This window comes from Stenotrophomonas sp. Sm10 (genome assembly GCF_030985515.1).
Taxonomy (GTDB): Bacteria; Pseudomonadota; Gammaproteobacteria; order Xanthomonadales; family Xanthomonadaceae; genus Stenotrophomonas; species Stenotrophomonas hibiscicola.
Genome location: NZ_JAPTFO010000046.1, coordinates 16,528 through 35,766, shown reverse-complemented (window position 1 = coordinate 35,766; position 19,239 = coordinate 16,528). Strand labels below are relative to the sequence as shown.

The 19,239-nt window shown below is 68.2% G+C and carries 14 protein-coding genes; 12 read left to right on the top strand and 2 right to left on the bottom strand.

What is annotated here, in order from left to right:
• Positions 1–245 precede the first annotated feature (245 nt).
• The 9 genes from O0J15_RS13610 to O0J15_RS13570 are packed head-to-tail and all read left to right on the top strand — an operon-like array spanning position 246 to position 12,591.
• The gene (locus tag O0J15_RS13610; protein WP_180877373.1) at positions 246–1,877 is read left to right on the top strand and encodes a TldD/PmbA family protein; all 1,632 of its coding nucleotides are present in this window, start codon (positions 246–248) and stop codon (positions 1,875–1,877) included.
• Between the two features lie 30 nt (positions 1,878–1,907).
• Positions 1,908–3,542, top strand: a complete 1,635-nt coding sequence (locus O0J15_RS13605) for a TldD/PmbA family protein (RefSeq protein WP_308305809.1) — start codon at positions 1,908–1,910, stop codon at positions 3,540–3,542.
• Positions 3,543–3,563: 21 nt separating this feature from the next.
• Positions 3,564–4,898, top strand: coding sequence for a TldD/PmbA family protein (locus O0J15_RS13600; RefSeq protein ID WP_308305808.1), 1,335 nt, complete (start codon positions 3,564–3,566; stop codon positions 4,896–4,898).
• A complete protein-coding gene (locus O0J15_RS13595) occupies positions 4,898–5,605 on the top strand; it encodes a DUF4159 domain-containing protein (RefSeq protein WP_019661956.1) in 708 nt (235 codons plus the stop codon). The genes O0J15_RS13600 and O0J15_RS13595 overlap by 1 nt, the downstream gene beginning before the upstream one ends.
• A gap of 16 nt (positions 5,606–5,621) precedes the next feature.
• Positions 5,622–6,605, top strand: coding sequence for a MoxR family ATPase (locus tag O0J15_RS13590; RefSeq protein ID WP_019661957.1), 984 nt, complete (start codon positions 5,622–5,624; stop codon positions 6,603–6,605).
• Between the two features lie 7 nt (positions 6,606–6,612).
• The gene (locus O0J15_RS13585) at positions 6,613–7,509 is read left to right on the top strand and encodes a DUF58 domain-containing protein (protein ID WP_308305807.1); all 897 of its coding nucleotides are present in this window, start codon (positions 6,613–6,615) and stop codon (positions 7,507–7,509) included.
• Positions 7,506–8,627 (top strand): BatA domain-containing protein, encoded by a 1,122-nt coding sequence (locus tag O0J15_RS13580; RefSeq protein ID WP_308305806.1) that lies wholly within the window; start codon positions 7,506–7,508, stop codon positions 8,625–8,627. The genes O0J15_RS13585 and O0J15_RS13580 overlap by 4 nt, the downstream gene beginning before the upstream one ends.
• Positions 8,624–10,786 carry a hypothetical protein gene (locus O0J15_RS13575; protein ID WP_308305805.1) on the top strand — a complete coding sequence of 721 codons (2,163 nt, stop codon included), beginning with the start codon at positions 8,624–8,626 and terminating at the stop codon, positions 10,784–10,786. The genes O0J15_RS13580 and O0J15_RS13575 overlap by 4 nt, the downstream gene beginning before the upstream one ends.
• Positions 10,783–12,591 carry a hypothetical protein gene (locus tag O0J15_RS13570; RefSeq protein WP_308305804.1) on the top strand — a complete coding sequence of 603 codons (1,809 nt, stop codon included), beginning with the start codon at positions 10,783–10,785 and terminating at the stop codon, positions 12,589–12,591. The genes O0J15_RS13575 and O0J15_RS13570 overlap by 4 nt, the downstream gene beginning before the upstream one ends.
• A gap of 71 nt (positions 12,592–12,662) precedes the next feature.
• Here O0J15_RS13570 and O0J15_RS13565 read toward each other — a convergent pair whose 3' ends face one another.
• Positions 12,663–13,337 carry a hypothetical protein gene (locus O0J15_RS13565; RefSeq protein WP_111103581.1) on the bottom strand — a complete coding sequence of 225 codons (675 nt, stop codon included), beginning with the start codon at positions 13,335–13,337 and terminating at the stop codon, positions 12,663–12,665.
• A gap of 39 nt (positions 13,338–13,376) precedes the next feature.
• Positions 13,377–13,889, bottom strand: a complete 513-nt coding sequence (locus tag O0J15_RS13560; RefSeq protein WP_308305803.1) for a hypothetical protein — start codon at positions 13,887–13,889, stop codon at positions 13,377–13,379.
• A 1,435-nt stretch (positions 13,890–15,324) separates the two neighbouring features.
• Between O0J15_RS13560 and O0J15_RS13555 the strand changes: the two genes are divergently transcribed.
• From O0J15_RS13555 to O0J15_RS13545, 3 genes are all read left to right on the top strand, one after another.
• Complete coding sequence (locus O0J15_RS13555) at positions 15,325–17,814, top strand: DEAD/DEAH box helicase (protein ID WP_111098116.1); 2,490 nt, start codon at positions 15,325–15,327, stop codon at positions 17,812–17,814.
• Positions 17,811–18,833, top strand: coding sequence for a ribonuclease H-like domain-containing protein (locus tag O0J15_RS13550; protein ID WP_308305802.1), 1,023 nt, complete (start codon positions 17,811–17,813; stop codon positions 18,831–18,833). The genes O0J15_RS13555 and O0J15_RS13550 overlap by 4 nt, the downstream gene beginning before the upstream one ends.
• Positions 18,834–18,911: 78 nt before the next feature.
• Entirely contained in the window at positions 18,912–19,226 is a 315-nt protein-coding gene (locus tag O0J15_RS13545) for an I78 family peptidase inhibitor (protein WP_019661967.1), read from the top strand.
• The last annotated feature ends 13 nt before the right edge of the window (positions 19,227–19,239 follow it).

Sequence of the window (19,239 nt, the reverse complement as noted above, 5' to 3'; positions counted from 1 at the left end):
ACCTTGGTCGACACCCACCAACAGCACACGAAATCTGTCGAAGGTGGGGCGGTGTCGGAATGCCCGCTTTTGACGTTGACGTTGCCCTGGCTTGAAGCAGGTGCAGGGCTGCAAGCCCTGCCGAAACCCCCACCAACCATGACTGCAGTCACTTGCCCGCACGCGCCGCGCTGGCGAAAGTCGAGAAGTTGACGTGATCGGCTCGACCCATTGTCGGCCGCACGCAAGCGAGAGAGAGAAACGCTGTGCAACGACGTGAGTTCCTGGCTTTTTCCGGTCTGGGCCTGGCGGGCCTGCTGCTGCCGCATTCCCGTGCCATCGCCGCCGAGCAGTTGCTGGCCCCGGTCGACACCGCCCAGCGCAGGCGCCTGGCCGAGGTCGCGCTGGCCGCCGCACGCACCGCCAAGGCCAGCTACTGCGATGTCCGCATCGGCCGCTATCTCAACCAGTCGGTCATCACCCGCGAACACCAGGTCGGCAATGTGACCAACCGCGAATCATCCGGTGTGGGCGTGCGGGTGATCGTCAATGGCGCGTGGGGCTTCGCTGCAACCCATCAGCAGACCGAGGCCGCCGTGCGCGCCGCGGTCGAGCAGGCAGCGGCAATCGCCCGCGCCAATGCCGGCATCCAGACCCGGCCGGTACAGCTGGCGCCGACGCCGTCGGTCGGCGAAGTGCGCTGGCAGACGCCAGTGCGGAAGAACGCCATGGCGGTGCCGATCCAGGACAAGGTCGAACTGCTGCTGGCGCTCAACGCCGCCGCGCTGGATGCGGGCGCCGACTACATCAATTCCACGTTGTTCCTGGTCAACGAACAGAAGTACTTCGCCTCCAGCGACGGCTCGTTCATCGACCAGGACATTCACCGCATCTGGCTGCCGTTTACCGCCACCGCCATCGACAAGGCCAGCGGCAGGTTCCGTACCCGCGCCGGCCTCTCCTCGCCGATGGGCATGGGCTACGAGTTCCTCGATGGCGATGCGCGTGGAAAGGTCCAGCTGCCCGGCGGCATCACCGCCTACCGCGATTCCTACGACCCGGTCGAAGACGCCATCGCCGCCGCCCGCCACGCGCGCGAGAAACTGAAGGCGCCGTCGGTGAAGCCGGGCAAGTACGACCTGGTGCTGGACCCGTCCAACCTGTTCCTGACCATCCACGAGAACGTCGGCCACCCGTTGGAGCTGGACCGCGTGCTCGGCTACGAAGCCAACTACGCCGGTACCAGCTTCGCCACGCTGGACAAGCGCGATGCCGGCTTCCGCTGGGGCAGCGACATCGTCACTTTCTTCGCCGACAAGACCCAGCCGGGCAGCCTCGGCGCCGTCGGCTACGACGATGAAGGGGTGAAGACGCAGCGCTGGGACCTCGTACGCGACGGTATCCTGGTTGACTACCAGGCCACCCGCGACGAGGCCCATATCCTCGGCCGCGATGCATCGCACGGGTGCAGCTACGCCGATTCCTGGTCCAGCGTGCAGTTCCAGCGCATGGCCAATGTCTCTCTGGCACCGGGCAAGCTGCGGCTCAGTGTCGAGGACATGATCAAGGACGTGGAAAACGGCATCTGGATCCACGGCCGCGGTTCGTATTCGATCGACCAGCAGCGCTACAACGCGCAGTTCGGCGGCCAGCTGTACTACCAGATCAAGGATGGGAAGATTGCCGGCATGGTTGAGGATGCGGCCTACCAGATCCGCACGCCGGAATTCTGGAATGCCTGCACCGCCATCTGCGATGAACGCGACTTCCGCCTGGGCGGTTCGTTCTTCGATGGCAAGGGCCAGCCCGGCCAGGTCTCGGCGGTCTCGCACGGTTCGTCCACCACCCGCTTCAACGGCATCAACATCATCAACACCGCGCGCAGTCTCGGCGCTTGAGCCACCCATCCTTCGACATGGAGAGCAGCCTTGCAAAGACGTGACTTCCTGGCCCTGACCGGGCTTACCGCGGGCGGGCTGATCGTGCCCTCCTTCTTCGGCAAGGTGATCGCCGCCGAGCAGCTGCAGTCCAGCCTGGACCCGGCGCTGAAGAAGCGCCTGGCCGACGCTGCGTTGCAGGCCGCACGCAGCGCCGGCGCCACCTACTGCGACGTGCGCATCGGCCGCTACCTGCGGCAGTTCGTGATCACCCGCGAGGACAAGGTGCAGAACGTGGTGAACACCGAGTCCACCGGGGTGGGCATACGCGTGATCGTCAACGGCGCCTGGGGCTTTGCCGCCACCAATGCGCTGGGTACCGCCGATGTGGCCAGGGCGGCGCAGCAGGCCGCGGCGATCGCCAAGGCCAATGCTGGCGTGCAGACCGCGCCGGTGCAGCTGGCCAAGGCGCCGGGCGTGGGTGAAGTGAGCTGGCGCACGCCGATCCGCAAGAATGCGATGGAGGTGCCGATCAAGGACAAGGTCGGGCTGCTGCTGGACGTCAACGCTGCGGCGATGGGCGCCGGTGCCAGCTTCGTCAACTCGATGCTGTTCCTGGTCAACGAGCAGAAGTACTTCGCCTCCACTGATGGTTCCTACATCGACCAGGATGTGCACCGCATCTGGGCACCGATGACGATCACCGCCATCGACAAGTCCAGCGGCAAGTTCCGTACCCGCGAAGGCCTGTCCTCGCCGATGGGGCTGGGCTACGAGTACCTGGACGGTGCGGCTGCCGGCAAGGTGGTCAGCCCGAATGGCGTGGTGAACTACAGTTCTTCCTACAACATGAAGGAAGACGCCATCGCCGCCGCCAAGCAGGCGCAGGAGAAGCTGAAGGCAACGTCGGTGAAGCCGGGCAAGTACGATCTGGTGCTCGACCCGTCACACACCTGGCTGACCATCCACGAGTCGATCGGCCACCCGCTGGAGCTGGACCGTGTGCTCGGCTACGAAGCCAACTACGCCGGCACCAGCTTCGCCACCCTGGACAAGCGCGAGCAGCAGTTCCAGTACGGCAGCGAGCTGGTCAACATCTTCGCCGACAAGACCCAGCCGGGCAGCCTGGGCGCGGTGGCGTACGACGATGAAGGCGTGAAGTGCAAGCGCTGGGACCTGATCAGCAACGGCAAGCTGGTGGATTACCAGACCATCCGCGACCAGGCCCACATCCTCGGCAAGAGCGAGTCCGACGGCTGCTGCTATGCCGACTCGTGGTCCAGCGTGCAGTTCCAGCGCATGGCCAACGTGTCGATGGCACCGGGCAAGAAGCCGCTGAGCGTGCCCGACCTGATCAAGGACGTGGAGAACGGCATCTACATCATCGGTGACGGTTCGTTCTCGATCGACCAGCAGCGCTACAACGCGCAGTTCGGCGGCCAGCTGTTCTACGAGATCAAGAACGGCCAGATCACCCGCATGCTGGAAGACGTGGCCTACCAGATCCGCACGCCGGAGTTCTGGAATGCCTGCACCGCCGTGGCCGACGAGCGCGACTACCGCCTGGGCGGTTCGTTCTTCGACGGCAAGGGCCAGCCGGGCCAGGTCTCGGCGGTCTCGCACGGTTCGTCCACCGCGCGCTTCAACGGCATCAACGTCATCAACACCGCACGCAGCCTCGGCTGATCGGTCAGGAGCCCTTACACCATGAGTATCTTCACCGAAGCCCAGGCCAAGGCCATCCTCGACAAGGTCATCGCCCTGTCCAAGGCCGACGAGTGCACCGCCGTGCTGTCCGGCGCGATCAGCGGCAACATCCGTTTCGCGCTGAACAATGTCTCCACCAGCGGCATCGTCGACAACACCGAGCTGGCGGTCACCGTCGCCTTCGGCAAGCGCGTCGGCACCGCCTCGATCAACGAGTTCGACGACGCCGCGCTGGAACGCGTGGTGCGCCGTGCTGAAGACCTGGCGCGCCTGGCCCCGGAGAACCCGGAGTTCATGCCGGCCATCGGCAAGCAGAGCTACCGTCCCAGCCCGACCTTCAGCGAATCCACCGCCGCGATCGATCCGGCCTTCCGCGCGAAGGTCGCCGCCGATTCGATCGCCCCGTGCCGTGGCAACGGGCTCATTGCCGCCGGCTTCCTCGAGGACGGCCAGGGCTTCCAGGCGACCGCCAACAGCAACGGCAACTTCGCCTACCAGCGCACCACCAACTTCGATTACACCTGCACCGTGCGTACCGAAGATGGCCGCGGTTCGGGTTGGGTCGGCCGCAACCTGAAGGATGCCGCCGACTTCAAGGCCGACCAGGACATCCGCATCGCCATGCGCAAGGCCACCGAATCGGCCGAAGCCAAGGCGCTGGAACCGGGCAAGTACACGGTGATCCTGGAGCCGGCCGCGGCGGCAGGCCTGATCAGCTTCATGATGAACTTCTTCAGCGCACGCTCGGCCGATGAAGGCCGCAGCTTCCTGTCAAAAAAGGGTGGCGGCAACAAGCTGGGCGAGCAGGTCTACGACCCGCGCGTGACCATGATCGCCGACCCGTGGCATCCGGAGGCGCCGGTGCTGCCGTGGGACAACGAAGGCCTGCCGCGCGAACGCATGGCGATCATCGAGAACGGCAGGATCGCCAACCTGGACTACTCGCGATTCTGGGCGCAGAAGCAGGGCAAGACCGCCAAGGCCTCACCGGGCAACCTGCTGATGAGCGGTGGCGACAAGAGCACCGCCGAGCTGGTACGCGGCACCCAGAAGGGTATCCTGGTCACCCGCACGTGGTACATCCGCATGGTCGATCCGCAGACCGTGCTGCTGACCGGCCTGACCCGCGACGGCACCTTCTACATCGAGAACGGCCAGATCAAGCATCCGGTGAAGAACTTCCGCTTCAACGAGTCGCCGGTGATCATGCTCAACAACATCGAAGAGCTGGGCAAGCCGGTGCGGGTGGCCGGTGATGAATCCAGCTACGTGATGATGATCCCGCCGATGAAGCTGCGCGATTTCACCTTCACCTCGCTGTCCGACGCGGTCTGATGGATCGCCGGGCCTGCCTGCGCTGGTTGGCCGCTGCCGCTTCGGCGGCGGCGCTGCCAGCCTGGGCACAGGCAGGCCCGCGCAGTTCGCGCTATGACTTCTGGTTCACCCGCCTGCAGTACGACTCCGGTGACTGGGACGTGGACGCGCGCATGCCATCCAACCTGATCACCTCGCTGATCGACTACACCTCGCTGCGCGTGGACCCGCAGGAGCACGTGGTGGCACTGGCCGACCCGCGCATGCTGGAAGCGCCGTTCTGCTACCTGGCCGGCCACACGCTGGTGGAGTTCAATGCCGCCGAGCGGCAGAACTTCGTGCGCTATGTGCGCAATGGCGGCTTCGTCTTCGTGGACGACTGCAACCACGACATCGATGGCCTGTTCGCCACCTCGTTCGAGGCGCAGATGGGTCGCCTGTTCGGCCCGAAGGCACTGCAGAAGCTGCCCAACAGCCACCCGCTGTACCGCAGCTTCTTCCGCTTCCCCGACGGCCCGCCCGCCACCAGTTTCGAACTCAACGGCTGGGGCGACGACCTGGTGCACGACTACCTGAAGGGCATCGAGGTCGATGGCCGCCTGGGGCTGCTCTACAGCAACAAGGACTACGGCTGCGAGTGGGACTACGACTGGCGCAACAAGCGTTTCCTGGCCGAAGACAACACCCGCTTCGGCGTCAACATCGTGATGTACGCGTTGAACAACTGATAGGACCTGCACGCCCATGACCTCCCCCGACCTCGATTCCCTGCTGCCGCGCCTGGATGCGCTGCGCGCCGCGCTTGCACGCGCAGTGGTGGGCCAGAACACCGTGGTCGAGCAGCTGCTGATCGGCCTGCTGGCCGGCGGCCACTGCCTGCTGGAAGGCGCGCCCGGGCTCGGCAAGACCCTGCTGGTGCGCTCGCTCGGGCAGGCGCTGGAGCTGCAGTTCCGGCGCGTGCAGTTCACCCCCGACCTGATGCCCAGCGACATCCTCGGCACCGAGCTGCTGGAAGAAGACCACGGCACCGGCCATCGCCATTTCCGCTTCCAGCAGGGCCCGATCTTCACCCACCTGCTGCTGGCCGACGAACTCAACCGTACCCCGCCCAAGACCCAGGCCGCACTGCTGGAAGCGATGCAGGAGCGCACGGTCAGCTACGCCGGCACCACCTACGCGCTGCCCGCGCCGTTCTTCGTGCTGGCCACGCAGAACCCGATCGAGCAGGCCGGCACCTACCCGCTGCCGGAGGCACAGCTGGACCGCTTTCTGCTGCACGTGCTGGTGGATTACCCCAGCGAAGACGAGGAGCGGCAGATCCTGGAACAGACCACCGGCGGTACCACCGACGCGGTGCCGAAGGTGATGGATGCCGAAGCGGTGACCGCACTGCAGGCGGCCGTGCGCCAGGTGCATGTCAGCCCCGATGTGCTGGCCTGGATCACCCGCCTGGTGCGTGCCAGCCGGCCGGGCGAAGGCGCACCGGCAGCGATCAACCAGTGGGTGAAGTGGGGCGCCGGTCCGCGCGCCGGCCAGTCGCTGGTGCTCGCGGCAAAAGCGCGCGCACTGCTGCAGGGCCGCTTCGCCGCCACCCGCGAGGACGTGCAGGTACTGGCCGCACCGGTGATGCGCCATCGCCTGCTGCTGTCGTTCGCCGCCGAAGCCGAGCAGAAGCGTGCCGACGACGTGGTCGCTGCCCTGCTGCAGGCCGTGCCGTTCCCGGGTTGAGCCACGCGTGAACGCCGGTACCCCGCTGACCTTGCCACCGGACTTGCGTGCGCGCCTGCGCCTGCTGCGGCTGCGGCCGCGCCTGGCCAGCGGTGCCAGTGGCATCGGCCAGCACGCCAGCCGCAGCCGCGGTTCCGGCCTCGAGTTCGCCCAGTACCGTGCCTACGAGCCGGGAGACGAACTGCGCCAGATCGACTGGAAGCTGTACGCCCGCTCGGATCGCTTCTTCGTGCGCGAGTCCGAACGCGAAAGCCCGATCACGGTCTGGCTGTTGCTCGATGCCACCGCCTCGGCCGGCCAGGCCGATCGCGCGGCACCGCAGCGCACGCGCCTGGACCACATGCGCGGCGTGGCCGCCTGCGTGGTGGAACTGGCGCTGCAGCAGGGCGACCGTTTCGGCCTGCTGGCGATCAATGGCGATGGCCTGCAGCTGGTTCCCGCGGCGAACGGCGCACGCCAGCGTGATCGCGTGCATCTGCAACTGCATGCCTTGCAGGCGCGCGGCGCCTGGCCCGCGCCTGATCGCCTGCGCCCGCTGTGGGAACGCGTGCGCCCGGGCGACCTGCTGCTGGCAATCGGTGATGGCTTCGACGACGCCGGCATCGTGTTGCTCGAACAGCTGGCCAGCGCACGCCGCGAAGTGGCACTGCTGCAGATCCTGACCGCCGACGAGCGCGACTTCCCGTTCGACGCCGGCCACCGCTTCCGCGACCCGGAGACCGGCGAGGAACTGCTGGGCGACGGCGCGGCGATCCGCGCCGATTACCTGCAGCGCTTCGCTGACGCACGCAGCGCATTACGTGCGCGCCTGCAGGCCAGCGGCATCGCCAGTGCCACCGGCTGGCTCGACCAACCGTTGGACCAGCCGCTGCAGGCGCTGTTCGGCCGTGGGGGCGCTGCATGACCCTGCTGTTCCCGCTCGGCCTGGCCGCTCTCGCCGCAGGGCTGCTGCCGCTGCTGATCCACCTGGCCCGCCGCCATCCGTATACGCCACTGGATTTCGCCGCGCTGCGCTGGCTGCGTGCACAGATACGGCCGCGCCAGCGCATCCGCTTCGATGACTGGCCGTTGCTGCTGGTGCGGCTGTTGCTACTGGCAGCCTTGGCGCTGCTGCTGGCGCGGCCCGCGCTGACGGGCCCGGCAGCGCCCCCCGCTGCATGGACCGTGGTAGCGCCGGGACTGGATGCTACGGCACTGCGTGGAGCGGCCGAGGATGGCAACTGGCACTGGCTGGCACCTGGCTTCCCCGCCATCGATCAGGCACCACCGGCATCCAGCGCATCCCTGCCCAGCCTGTTGCGCGAACTGGACGCACAGCTGCCTGCGGGCACCGCGTTGACCGTGCACGTTCCCGATCCCCTGCCCGGCCTGGATGGCGCCCGCCTGCAGCTGTCGCGCGACGTGCAATGGCACACGCAGCCGATGCCGGTCACACCGCCGCAGACTGCAGCGGCATCGCCGCAGCTGCGCGCGCACGGCGAGGCATCCGCCACTGCCCAGCACTGGTTGAACGCACTGCGGCGCGCGTGGGGCGTGCAGGCAACGCTCGCTCCGCTGTCGGTGGATGCCCTGCCCGAACGCGGCGAGATCGGCGTGTGGAGCCGCAGCGATGCACTGCCGGCGAACTGGCAGGCGTGGCTGCGCGACGGCGGTCGTGTCATCACCGCCGGCAAGCCCGCTGCCGACGCCCGCATCCTGCTGCGCGACGCGGAGGGCGCACCGCTGCTGTGGCAACAACGCGTCGGCCACGGCTATCTGCTGGCGCTGCCGGGCGACTGGAATACCACGAGCAACGCCGCGCTGCGCGATCCGAAGTTGCCGCGTGCCCTGCTGCTGGCGCTGCAGCCACCCACGGCTCCGCGCCTGGGCGATGCACGTGACCAGGCACCGCAGCGGGCCGCATTGCCTGCTGCAACACCACCGCTGCGTGAGCCGACGCCTTGGCTGTTGCTGGCTATCGTGCTGCTGTTCGCCCTGGAACGCTGGATGGCCAGCAGCGCCCGCCGCAGGGTGGCCGCATGAATACCTTGCAGCACGCCTGGCAACGTGCGCGCCGGCGCCGTGCGCTCATCACCCTGCTGCTGGGCCTGCCATGGGCGCTGGCTGCGGCGGGGCTGGCCCTGCGTCTGGCAGGTTTCGATATCGCCTGCGTCGTCGGTACGATCAGCCTGCTCGCGTGTGCGGGCTTCGCCACTGCGCATGCCCGCCAACTGGACCGGCAGTGGCTGCAACGCCACCTTGATGGCAGCGGTGCCAGCGAGGACAGTGCCGATCTGCTGTTCGCCGATGCCGCCACGCTCAATCCGCTGCAGCAGCGCCAGCGTGCGCATGTGCTGGCCACGCTGGAACGCGCGATGCCGGAGCTGCGTCCACACTGGCCGCCTGGGGCATTGGCGCTGTGCTGGATCGCGGGCCTGGCCATTGTTGTGCTGGCAGTCGGCTGGCCACGTTCGAACCCCGGTTCCGCGCCAGTCCGCACCTCAGCGCCGGGCAGCACGGCCGCCGCAGGCCCGCTACGCCTGCAGTCCACCCGCCTGCGCATCGACGCACCGGCCTATACCGGCCAGGCCACGCTTACCCAGAATGCGCTGGACGCCAAGGTCGCCGCCGACAGCCGACTGTCCTGGTCGCTGCGCTTCGACCGCGCACCGGACAAGGCATGGCTGCAGTTCCACGATGGTCGCAGGTTGCCGCTGAGCGAGCACGAAGGACAGTGGCAGGCGCAGGATGTGGCACGCGCGCCGGTGCTGTACCGCGTGGTGAGCGAACCGGCACTGGCAGAGACCCGCCTGCATCGGCTGGATGTGGTGGCCGACCGTGCACCCAGCGTGCGCGTACTGGAGCCCACGGCCAGCCTGGTGCTGGGCACGCCGGGGCAACGACAGTGGGCACTGCGCTTCGAAGCCAACGACGATTACGGTGTCGCGGCGCAGGCAACGCTGTCGATCACCACCACCCAGGGCAGCGGGGAGAACATCACCTTCGTGAAGCGCGGCATCACGCTTGCCGGCAGCGGCGAAGCCACCGCGCGACGTTTCGCCCATACCCTGGATCTGGCTGCGCTGGGCGCGCAGCCCGGCAACGATGTGATCGCCCAGTTGGAAGTGCGCGACAACCATGCACCCACGCCGCAGACCGGGCGCAGCAGCAGCGTGATCCTGCGCCTGCCCAGCGCCGAAGTCGCGCTCGGTGCGGAGCTCGAAGGCCGCATCAAGAAGACCCTGCCTGCGTACTTCCGCAGCCAGCGGCAGATCATCATCGATGCCGAAGCCCTGATCCGGCAGCGACGCAGCCTGGCCGACGAGGACGTCGTGAAGCGCAGCGATGCGATCGGTGTCGACCAGCGCATCCTGCGCCTGCGCTACGGCCAGTTCCTGGGCGAGGAAAGCGAAGGTGCACCGAAGCCACCGCCGACCAGCGACCTGCCCACCAGCGATACGCCGGCCGCCGGCGACCACGACGACGATCACGACCATGGCGCCGAGGCCGGCGCGCACGACGGGCATGACCATGATCACGGCGGCAAGCCGACCAATGCAGATACGCCACCGGTGTTCGGCAGCGACACCGACGTGCTCTCCGAGTATGGCCACACCCACGACCACGCCGAGGCGGCGACCCTGCTCGATCCGCAGACCCGCGCCACGTTGAAGGCCGCGCTGGACCAAATGTGGTCGGCCGAAGGCGAGCTGCGCCAGGGCCGTCCGGAACAGGCATTGCCCTTCGCCTACAAGGCGCTGGGCTTCATCAAGCAGGTGCAGCAGGCCGAACGCATTTATCTGGCCCGGGTCGGGCTGGAGCTGCCACCGATTGATGAAGGCCGTCGCCTCGGCGGTGATCGCGCCGGATTGGCCAGTCGTGAACTGCCGTTGGCCGCGCGCACGCCGCCGGATCCGGCCATCGTTGAAGCTTGGCAGCGCCTCGGTGATGACAACGGCGCACCGGATCTCGATGCACTCGCGGCCTGGCAGCAGCGCAACGCGGCCTACCTGCCCGATGCATTGGATCTGGCTGCGGCCATCGAGCAGCTGCGCATCGAGCCCGACTGCATCGACTGTCGCCAGCGCCTGCGTGCGCAGCTGTGGCGCGCGCTGCAGCGTCCACTGCCGCAGGCGATGCGGCGCAGTGCGGCCGATGCGATGGGCCAGCGCTACCTCGATGCGCTGGAGGCGCAGCCATGACCGCCACCAGCCTGAACCTGTGGATTGCGCTGGCACTCACTCTGGTCGTGGTCATCGCCAGCGTGCGCCAGTTGCGTGGAAGCACAACGCACCCTGGCCGCCGGTGGAGCGTGATCGCACTGCAGGTCATCGTCGCCACGCTGCTGTACTTCTGCCTGATGCCGCCCACCCGCCAGCAGCCCGCAGGCGGGCTGGTCGTGCTTGGCGTCGATGCCGGCAAGGCCGGCGCACCCCCGGCCAGCGAAGGCCCGCTGTTGCTGTTGCCCGAAGCTGCCGATGTGCCCGGCGCACAGCGCGTTCCCGACCTGGCCACCGCGCTGCGCCAGCATCCGGCCGCCACGCTGACGCTGGTCGGTGCAGGCCTGGCCGCACGTGACCGCGACGCGCTGCTGCCATCGGATGTACGTTGGCAGGCTGCACCGGAGCCGCGCGGCTGGATCGCGCTGCAAGCACCGGCCGATGTGGCCCCCGGTGCACGCTTCGAAGTACTGGCCCAGGCGCGTGGCGCGGCAAAGGCCAAAGCAGAACTGCTCGACCCGGCCGACAGCGTAGTCGATCGCACGGACGTTGCCGACGACGGCCGCGTGCAGCTGAGCGGCATCGCCCGCGCCGAAGGCCGCAGCGTGTTCAAGCTGCGCCTGCTCGATGCCGACGGCCATGTGGTGGACAGCGTCCCGGTGCCGCAGCAGACCCTGCCGGCCGCACCGCTGCGCCTGCTGGTGCGCGCCAGTGCGCCGGGCCCAGAGCTGAAGTACCTGCGCCGCTGGGCGGCCGATGCCGGCATCCGTGTGCAGGTGCAGGCGGATGCCGGGGCCGGACTCAGCATCGGCGATGGCGCGGTGGCGATTGATGCAGCATCGCTCACGCGCAGCGATCTGCTGCTGCTGGACGAGCGCAGCCTCGCGGCATTGAGTGCAGGCCAGCTGGCCACCGTGCGCCAGGCACTGCGCGATGGACTGGGCGTGCTGGTACGCAGTGCGGGCGCACCTTCGGCCAGTGCGCGCCAGCGCCTCCGCGATCTGGGCCTGCCCGTGCAGGGCGATGGCAGCAGCCGCACCCTCGAACTTCCCGCCGATGGCGAAGGCGCGATCCTCGCCGCACGCCGTGGCCCGCTCGCCGCCGGCACATTGCCCACCGGCTACGGCGAAGAGGCCGACCGCAGCTCGCACAGTGCCGCGCTGCCTTCGCTGGAAGCACTGGCGTTGCAGGCGCCGGGCGGCAGCGCACTGCTGCACGATCGAGCTGGCAACGCCATCGGTGGCTGGCGCGCGGTCGGCAAGGGCCGCATCGGCCTGCTGCCCATCACCGACAGCTGGCGTTGGGTGCTGGCCGGGCGCGATGACCGCCACGGCGAACTCTGGAGCGACGCGGTGGCCACGTTGGCACGCGCGCAGGACAGCGCTGATGCACTGTGGTCACCGCAGCCGATCGCCTGGGCAGGTGAACGACAGGCGCTGTGCGGTGTGCAGGCACCACTGCAGGCCTTCAACAAACGCGGCGACGACGTGCCCCTGATCGTCGATGGCACGGCGTCGGCGCTGCGCTGCGCCGGCTGGTGGCCCCGTGAGGCAGGCTGGCAACGCCTGCAGCATGGCGACAGCGTTGTCTGGCGCTACGTGTTCGACCCGAAGGATGCACCGACGCTGCATCGACAGGTGATGATCGATGCGACCACGCGGGCGTTGGCTGCCAGCACGCTGGCAGACGCGTCGGTGGTGCAACCCGTGCCGGGCTCGCGCTGGCCGTGGTGGCTGGCGTTCGTGCTGTGCGCCTCGCTGCTGTGGTGGCTGGAGCGGCGGCGCTGACCGCATCGATTGAATCGCGGGCAGCACCCACGCGTGGCGTGGATCTACTGGCCCCAATCCTCATGCGCCCTTCAACGTTTTCCGGCGCGCCGGTACACACCGTTGAAACGCACGTTCATGCCACCGCATTCGCTGTTGTCGGCCACGATCAGCACCTCACCCAGTGAGTGCACGCGAACCCGGCACGTGTCCTCGGCGAACTCGACATCGGCACCCTGCGGTATGGCACGCGCTTCCACCTGGCCCAGGTTCGGCCCATACGGGCGCTGCTCCGGCGTGGGGTTGGCGGAGGGCCAGTAGGCGTCCCCCTCCACATGCAGTTGCCCACCCTGCACGGTGATGCGCAGGCCGTTGTCGCCGTCCTTCCAGTTGCCCGCCCAGTCCTGCAGCGTGGGCACGGCTACCGGCAACGGTTGCAGCTTGCTGCGGTCGACCCAGCCGGCGCTGCCGCCCACCTTGTTCGGGAAGAACGCGCAGCGGTAACGGCCCAGGTCGCGACCGGTCACCACCGTATCGCCGTTGACCACATAGCTGCGCTGGCGGCAGGCCGGTTCGCCCTTGGCGGGGCAGCCATCCATGTCGCCGAGCAGGTACAGGCGCGGTACATCGACCACCCGCGCCAGCGCGAACCGGCTCTGTTCGGAGGGGAATGCGCCATTGCGGCAGGCGCCGCCATCGGCGATATCGGACGCGAAGGCGGAGGCCGGCAGCAACGCGGCCAGCAGGCAGAACGAACGCAGGGACATGACAGCATTACCGGTGGGGGGCCAGCAGCATATACCGGCCTACTTCACTGGCGCTGTGTCGCCGGCATCCTGCTCCTGTGAGAACCGCAGCGCGCGCTGCTGCTGTTCGGCGCTGAGCTCTGGCGGTGGCCGCGCCACGGCCGCCTGGATCTGGTCCGGCCCGCCGGTGAGTTTGTTGATGCCTTTGGCTGCCGCCATCACACCCTTGACCACGCCCATCATGATGTAGCCACCGCCCATGCTGACCTGCTCCGGCGACGGCGGCTCGCTCCAGTCACGGCTGAAGCGGTTGTCGCCGAACTTCACCGGGTTCTTGAAGCGGTACAGGTCCAGCGGCTCGTCATCCGGCTTGAGCGCGCGAACTTCTCCCAAGGTGGTGACGCCGTCCTGTGGCGGGGTGGTGGAGATCGGCGCGGGGGGTGCGGCCGGCGCATCTACAGGAGGTGCAGGCGCAGGACCAGACGCAGGCACCGACTGCTGCGCCTGCGCGATGCCCGCCAGCAACAGGCTGGCCAGCAGTGCTCCCTGCGTTCCCGGTCGTGCCACAGCCATCCACCCTGTTGGTTGCGTCCAGTGAACAAGGATACGGATGCGGGCTTCAGATTTCGTTGGCATCGGCGGGGGCATTCAGGGTGTGTCACGCATCGTCGCTGCGCGGACCGGGCACCGAAGTTTGCAACGAACTTCATTCCCCTCGGGGCGCGGGGACGGCATCCTGCGGTTTTCCCGGTAAGGCCCTCCTTGATGACAGCTCCCTCCACACGCCCGCCGCGTCGGCCAGTCGCCTGCTGATGTCGCGCGCGGCAGTACTGGTTGGTCTGGCGGTCGTGTGCCTGATGGTCATCGCGACCGCAGCCGAATGGACATCGCGTGTCCGCGCAGGCATCGCCTCGCTGCGCCGCAGCAGCACGCTGCGGACGCTGGGCGCGGACGAACACATGGCACTGGCACCGGTGCGCGCGTTGACCGGCTGCGACCATGACGACCAGATAAAGCGGCTGAGTGGCGCCTTCACAGGCGGGGCGTGGCGGAACAGCTTCCCGGTCGGTGACGGCTTTCTGGCTGGCATTCCCGTGCTGGTGCCAAGACAGGCATGGCCCTACCTCTCGGAAGACAATGAAGCTGACGTGGTACTGGGTGATCACGTGGCCATGGTGGTGCGTCTCAATGGCTTCACCATCGCTGCTGCACGGCCGGATGCAGCCACCAGCCGCGTCTGTGGCGAGCGCCTGGAGACACCCGAAGAAATCTCGATGCGACGGGGTCCCGGCCTGCGCCCGTCCCCGCTGCTGATTGCCGCACTGGCGCTGTGGGCCGCCACCGGCGTCCCGGGCCTGCTCACCATGCCGTTGCTCGCCATCGCCGGTCTTGCGGCCTGGCTGGGCTTCCCTCGCCGCAACGGCCCTGCGACAGCGCAGCGCGTGCTGCGGGTCCGCGGGCGCCTGCGCGCGTACCAGCGTACTGCCCAGACATCACGGGTGTGGTTGCTGGGCAATGACCGGCGTGTGCAGCTTCCAGCGGAATGGGAGCACGCTGCGGCATTCTCCCGCAGGCGCTCGATGCTGCTGGATGTGCGCGCCTGTGACGGCGCAGTGCTGGGCGCTGGCACGGCGTGGTGCCTGGCCAGCGACCGACGCCGCTATCCGCCCCCGGGAGGGTCCTGGCAACTGGCGTGGCTGGGCCTGCTGCTGTGCGTGCTGGTCTTCGGCGCCGCCTGGATGCCGTGGTCGCAGCGCCTGGAGCTGGGCTGGCCGCTTGCGTCTGGGTGGCGGGCGGCGGCATTGCTGGCGTCGGCTGGCACGCGATGCGGTTTGTGGTCTGCATGGTGCAGTTCCTCCGCCGCAATGAGGCGCTTGACGCGGATATCGCGCAGCGTCCGGCCCCGTGGCACTGAACGGTTCACGCCCCTCGCGCGCGATGTCTCACATCCTGAGACGTGGATGTGGTGCCATGTGACCCCTCGCATTCCGTCCCGGCTCCACTTTCCATGGCCTACGAACTCGCCAAGCGCACCGCCGACGCCGAGCAGAAGCTCGCCACCCGCGACGGCCTGCCCGCCCGCGACGGCGCCCTGCTCAGCGCGCGCCTGCAGCGCCGCTACCAGGACCGCATCACCGGCAGCTTCGCCATTCCCGGCCGCGAAGGCCGCTACGCGCCCATTCCCGGGTCGGTGCCGCCGGCGCTGGCCGCCGCGCTGAAGGCACGTGGCATCGAGCAGCTCTACAGCCACCAGGCCGAAGCGTGGGAGGCCAGCCAGCGCGGCGAACACGTGGCCATCGTCACCCCCACCGCCAGCGGCAAGTCGCTGTGCTACACCCTGCCGGTGGTCAGTGCGGCCATGCAGGACAAGGCCAAGGCGCTGTACCTGTTCCCGACCAAGGCGCTGGCACAGGACCAGGTGGCCGAGCTGCTGGAACTCAACCGTGCTGGCGATCTGGGCGTCAAGGCCTTCACCTTCGATGGCGATACCCCGGGTGATGCGCGCCAGGCGATCCGCCTGCATGGCGACATCGTGGTGTCCAATCCGGACATGCTGCACCAGGCGATCCTGCCGCATCACACCAAGTGGGCGCAGTTCTTCGAGAACCTGCGCTACATCGTCATCGACGAAGTACACACCTACCGCGGCGTGTTCGGCAGCCACGTCACCAACGTGCTGCGCCGGCTCAAGCGCATCTGCGCGTTCTACGGCGTGCAACCGCAGTTCATCCTGTGCTCGGCCACCATCGGCAACCCGCAGGCACATGCCGAGGCGCTGATCGAGGCGCCGGTCACCGCCATCACCGAATCCGGCGCGCCCAGCGGGCCGAAACAGGTGCTGCTGTGGAACCCGCCGGTGATCAATCCGGACCTGGGCCTGCGCGCCTCGGCGCGGTCGCAGAGCAACCGCATCGCGCGCATCGCGATCAAGTCCGGGCTGAAGACCCTGGTGTTCGCGCAGACCCGGTTGATGGTCGAAGTGCTGACCAAGTACCTGAAGGACATCTTCGACCACGACCCGCGCAAACCGCCGCGCATCCGCGCCTACCGCGGTGGCTACCTGCCCACCGAGCGGCGCGAGACCGAGCGCGCGATGCGTGCCGGCAACATCGACGGCATCGTCAGCACGTCGGCGCTGGAACTGGGCGTGGATATCGGCAGCCTGGACGTGGTCATCCTCAATGGTTACCCCGGCAGCGTGGCCGCCACCTGGCAGCGCTTTGGCCGTGCCGGTCGCCGCCAGCAGCCCGCGCTGGGGGTGATGGTGGCCAGTTCGCAGCCGCTGGACCAGTACGTGGTGCGGCATCCGGACTTCTTCGCCGAGGCCTCGCCCGAGCACGCGCGTATCGCGCCGGACCAGCCGCTGATCCTGTTCGACCATATCCGGTGCGCGGCCTTCGAGCTGCCGTTCCGGGTCGGCGATGGCTTCGGCCCGATCGATCCGGAGGTATTCCTGGAAGCGCTGGCAGAGACCGAAGTGATCCACCGCGAAGGCGAGCGCTGGGAATGGATTGCCGACAGTTATCCCGCCAATGCGGTCAGCCTGCGCGCGGTGGCCGACGGTAACTTCGTGGTGGTCGACCGCAGCGATGGCCGCCAGCAGATCATCGCCGAGGTCGATTACTCCGCCGCCGCACTCACCCTGTACGAAGGGGCGATCCACATGGTGCAGTCCACCCCGTACCAGGTGGAGACGCTGGACTGGGAGGGCCGCAAGGCCTACGTCACCCGTACCCACGTGGACTACTACACCGACAGCATCGACTTCACCAAGCTCAAGGTGCTGGACCGTTTCGACGGCGGCGTGGCCGGCCGTGGCGATTCGCACCATGGCGAAGTGCATGTAGTGCGGCGCGTGGCCGGCTACAAGAAGATCCGCTATTACACCCACGAAAACATCGGCTACGGCCCGGTGAACCTGCCTGACCAGGAACTGCACACCACGGCGGTGTGGTGGCAGCTGCCTCAGGCGCTGCTGCTGCGTGCGTTCGCCAGCAAGCAGGATGCGCTGGATGGTTTTCTCGGCGCCGCCTACGCGCTGCACATCGTTGCCACCGTGGCGGTGATGGCCGATGCGCGCGACCTGCAGAAGTCGGTCGGCAACGGCGATGGTTCCTGGTTCGCCATCGCCGACCAGAGTGGCCGTGGCCAGCTGCGCGGCAGCGAGGGCGATCCCGCTGGAGTGGAGCTGCTGCAGGAATTCGTGCCCACCGTGTACCTGTACGACAATTTCCCCGGCGGTGTCGGCCTCAGCGAACCGCTGTGGCAACGCCAGGCCGAGCTGGTGCAGCGCGCGCGCGAACTGGTGCAGCGCTGCGACTGCAAGGCTGGCTGCCCGGCCTGCGTGGGTCCGGTGCTGGCCGCGCAGGAAGACGATGAGACTTCGCCGCGCACGCTGGCGCTGCGCGTGCTCGACCTGTTCGATGCCGACGCCTGCCAGCATGTGCCCGACGTGGTGATCACCACGCGCGAGCCGATGGAGTTGCTGGCACCGTGAGCCTGAGCTTGGACAAGCTGCGCCTGCTGCGGAAGCAGGCCGGCGACCCGAAGGCGATCACACCGGCCGCGCCGGACGCGCCCCCTGCGCCACCGGCGCCCGTGGCCGCCAACGATGCGCGGCAACCACCGGCCGAACGTTCGGTGTTCGCCTGGGTCGAACAGGAAATCCGCCACAAGCCGACCGGCGCTGCGGCCTCCGCACCGGCACCCACACCGCTGCGTCGGCCGGAAGTAGGCAGCCTGCATCGCCTGCTCGGCCTGCGCTCCCGCGGCAGTGCCACGCCGGCACGCGCCAGCGCACAGGATCGTCAGCTGCCCGGCGAGGAGATCGCACCGGGCCTGTTCCTGATCGAATCGCTGCAGCCGCAACCAATCCCGACCACCCCGCTGTCATTGGCCTTCGCCAAGCGCGAGGACCAGCACGTAGCTGCGCGCGACCTGCTGTTCTTCGATACCGAGACCACCGGCCTGGCCGGTGGCACCGGCACGCGTGCCTTCATGATCGGCGCTGCGGACTGGCACACGTGCCCGCAACGCGGCGACGGCCTGCGCGTCCGCCAGCTGCTGATGTCGACGATGGCCGCCGAAGAGGCCATGCTTGCCACCTTCGCCAGCTGGCTGCAGCCCTCCACCGTGTTCTGCAGCTACAACGGCCGCAGCTACGATGCGCCGCTGCTGAAGGCGCGCTACCGGCTGGCGCGCCAACGCGATCCGATCACCGCGCTGGACCATGTGGACCTGCTCTACCCCACCCGTCGCCGCTATCGCGGCACCTGGGAGAACTGCAAGCTGTCCACCATCGAGCGGCAATTGCTGCGCGTGGTCCGCGAGGACGACCTGCCGGGCTCGGAGGCACCGGGAGCATGGTTGCGCTTCCTGCGTGGCGGCGACGCCGTGAACCTGCGCCGGGTGGCCGATCACAATCATCAGGACGTGGTGACGCTGGCCTTGCTGCTGCAGCGGCTGGTGCGCGAGGAACAGCGCGAGCGCGAGACACTGGCGCTGGTCGGGCAGTAATGACACGGGGCAGCGTTGACATGCCCTGACGGTGGCAGCGGTGACACTGCCGCCACCATCCACGCCTGGAGCCCGACGATGCGCCTCAATCCCCTGGTCCTGCTCGCCATCCTGCCCTTGGCCGCCTGCAGCCATGCCGGCAGCAGTACCGCGCATGAGACCACGCCGCCACCGGCGGCCGATGGCCCGCATGAGTGCCAGCCCGACAAGCTTGAACCCTTCACCGGCAAGACCGCCGACGAGGCCACCGTGAAGCAGCTGGTCAGCGCCAGCGGCGCGCGCAATGCACGGGTGGTCAAGCCTGGCATGGCGGTGACCATGGACTTCCGCCAGGACCGCGTGACCGTGCAGGTGGATGCGCAGAACCGCATCGAACGCGCCAGCTGCGGTTGATGTTCCGCTGGTA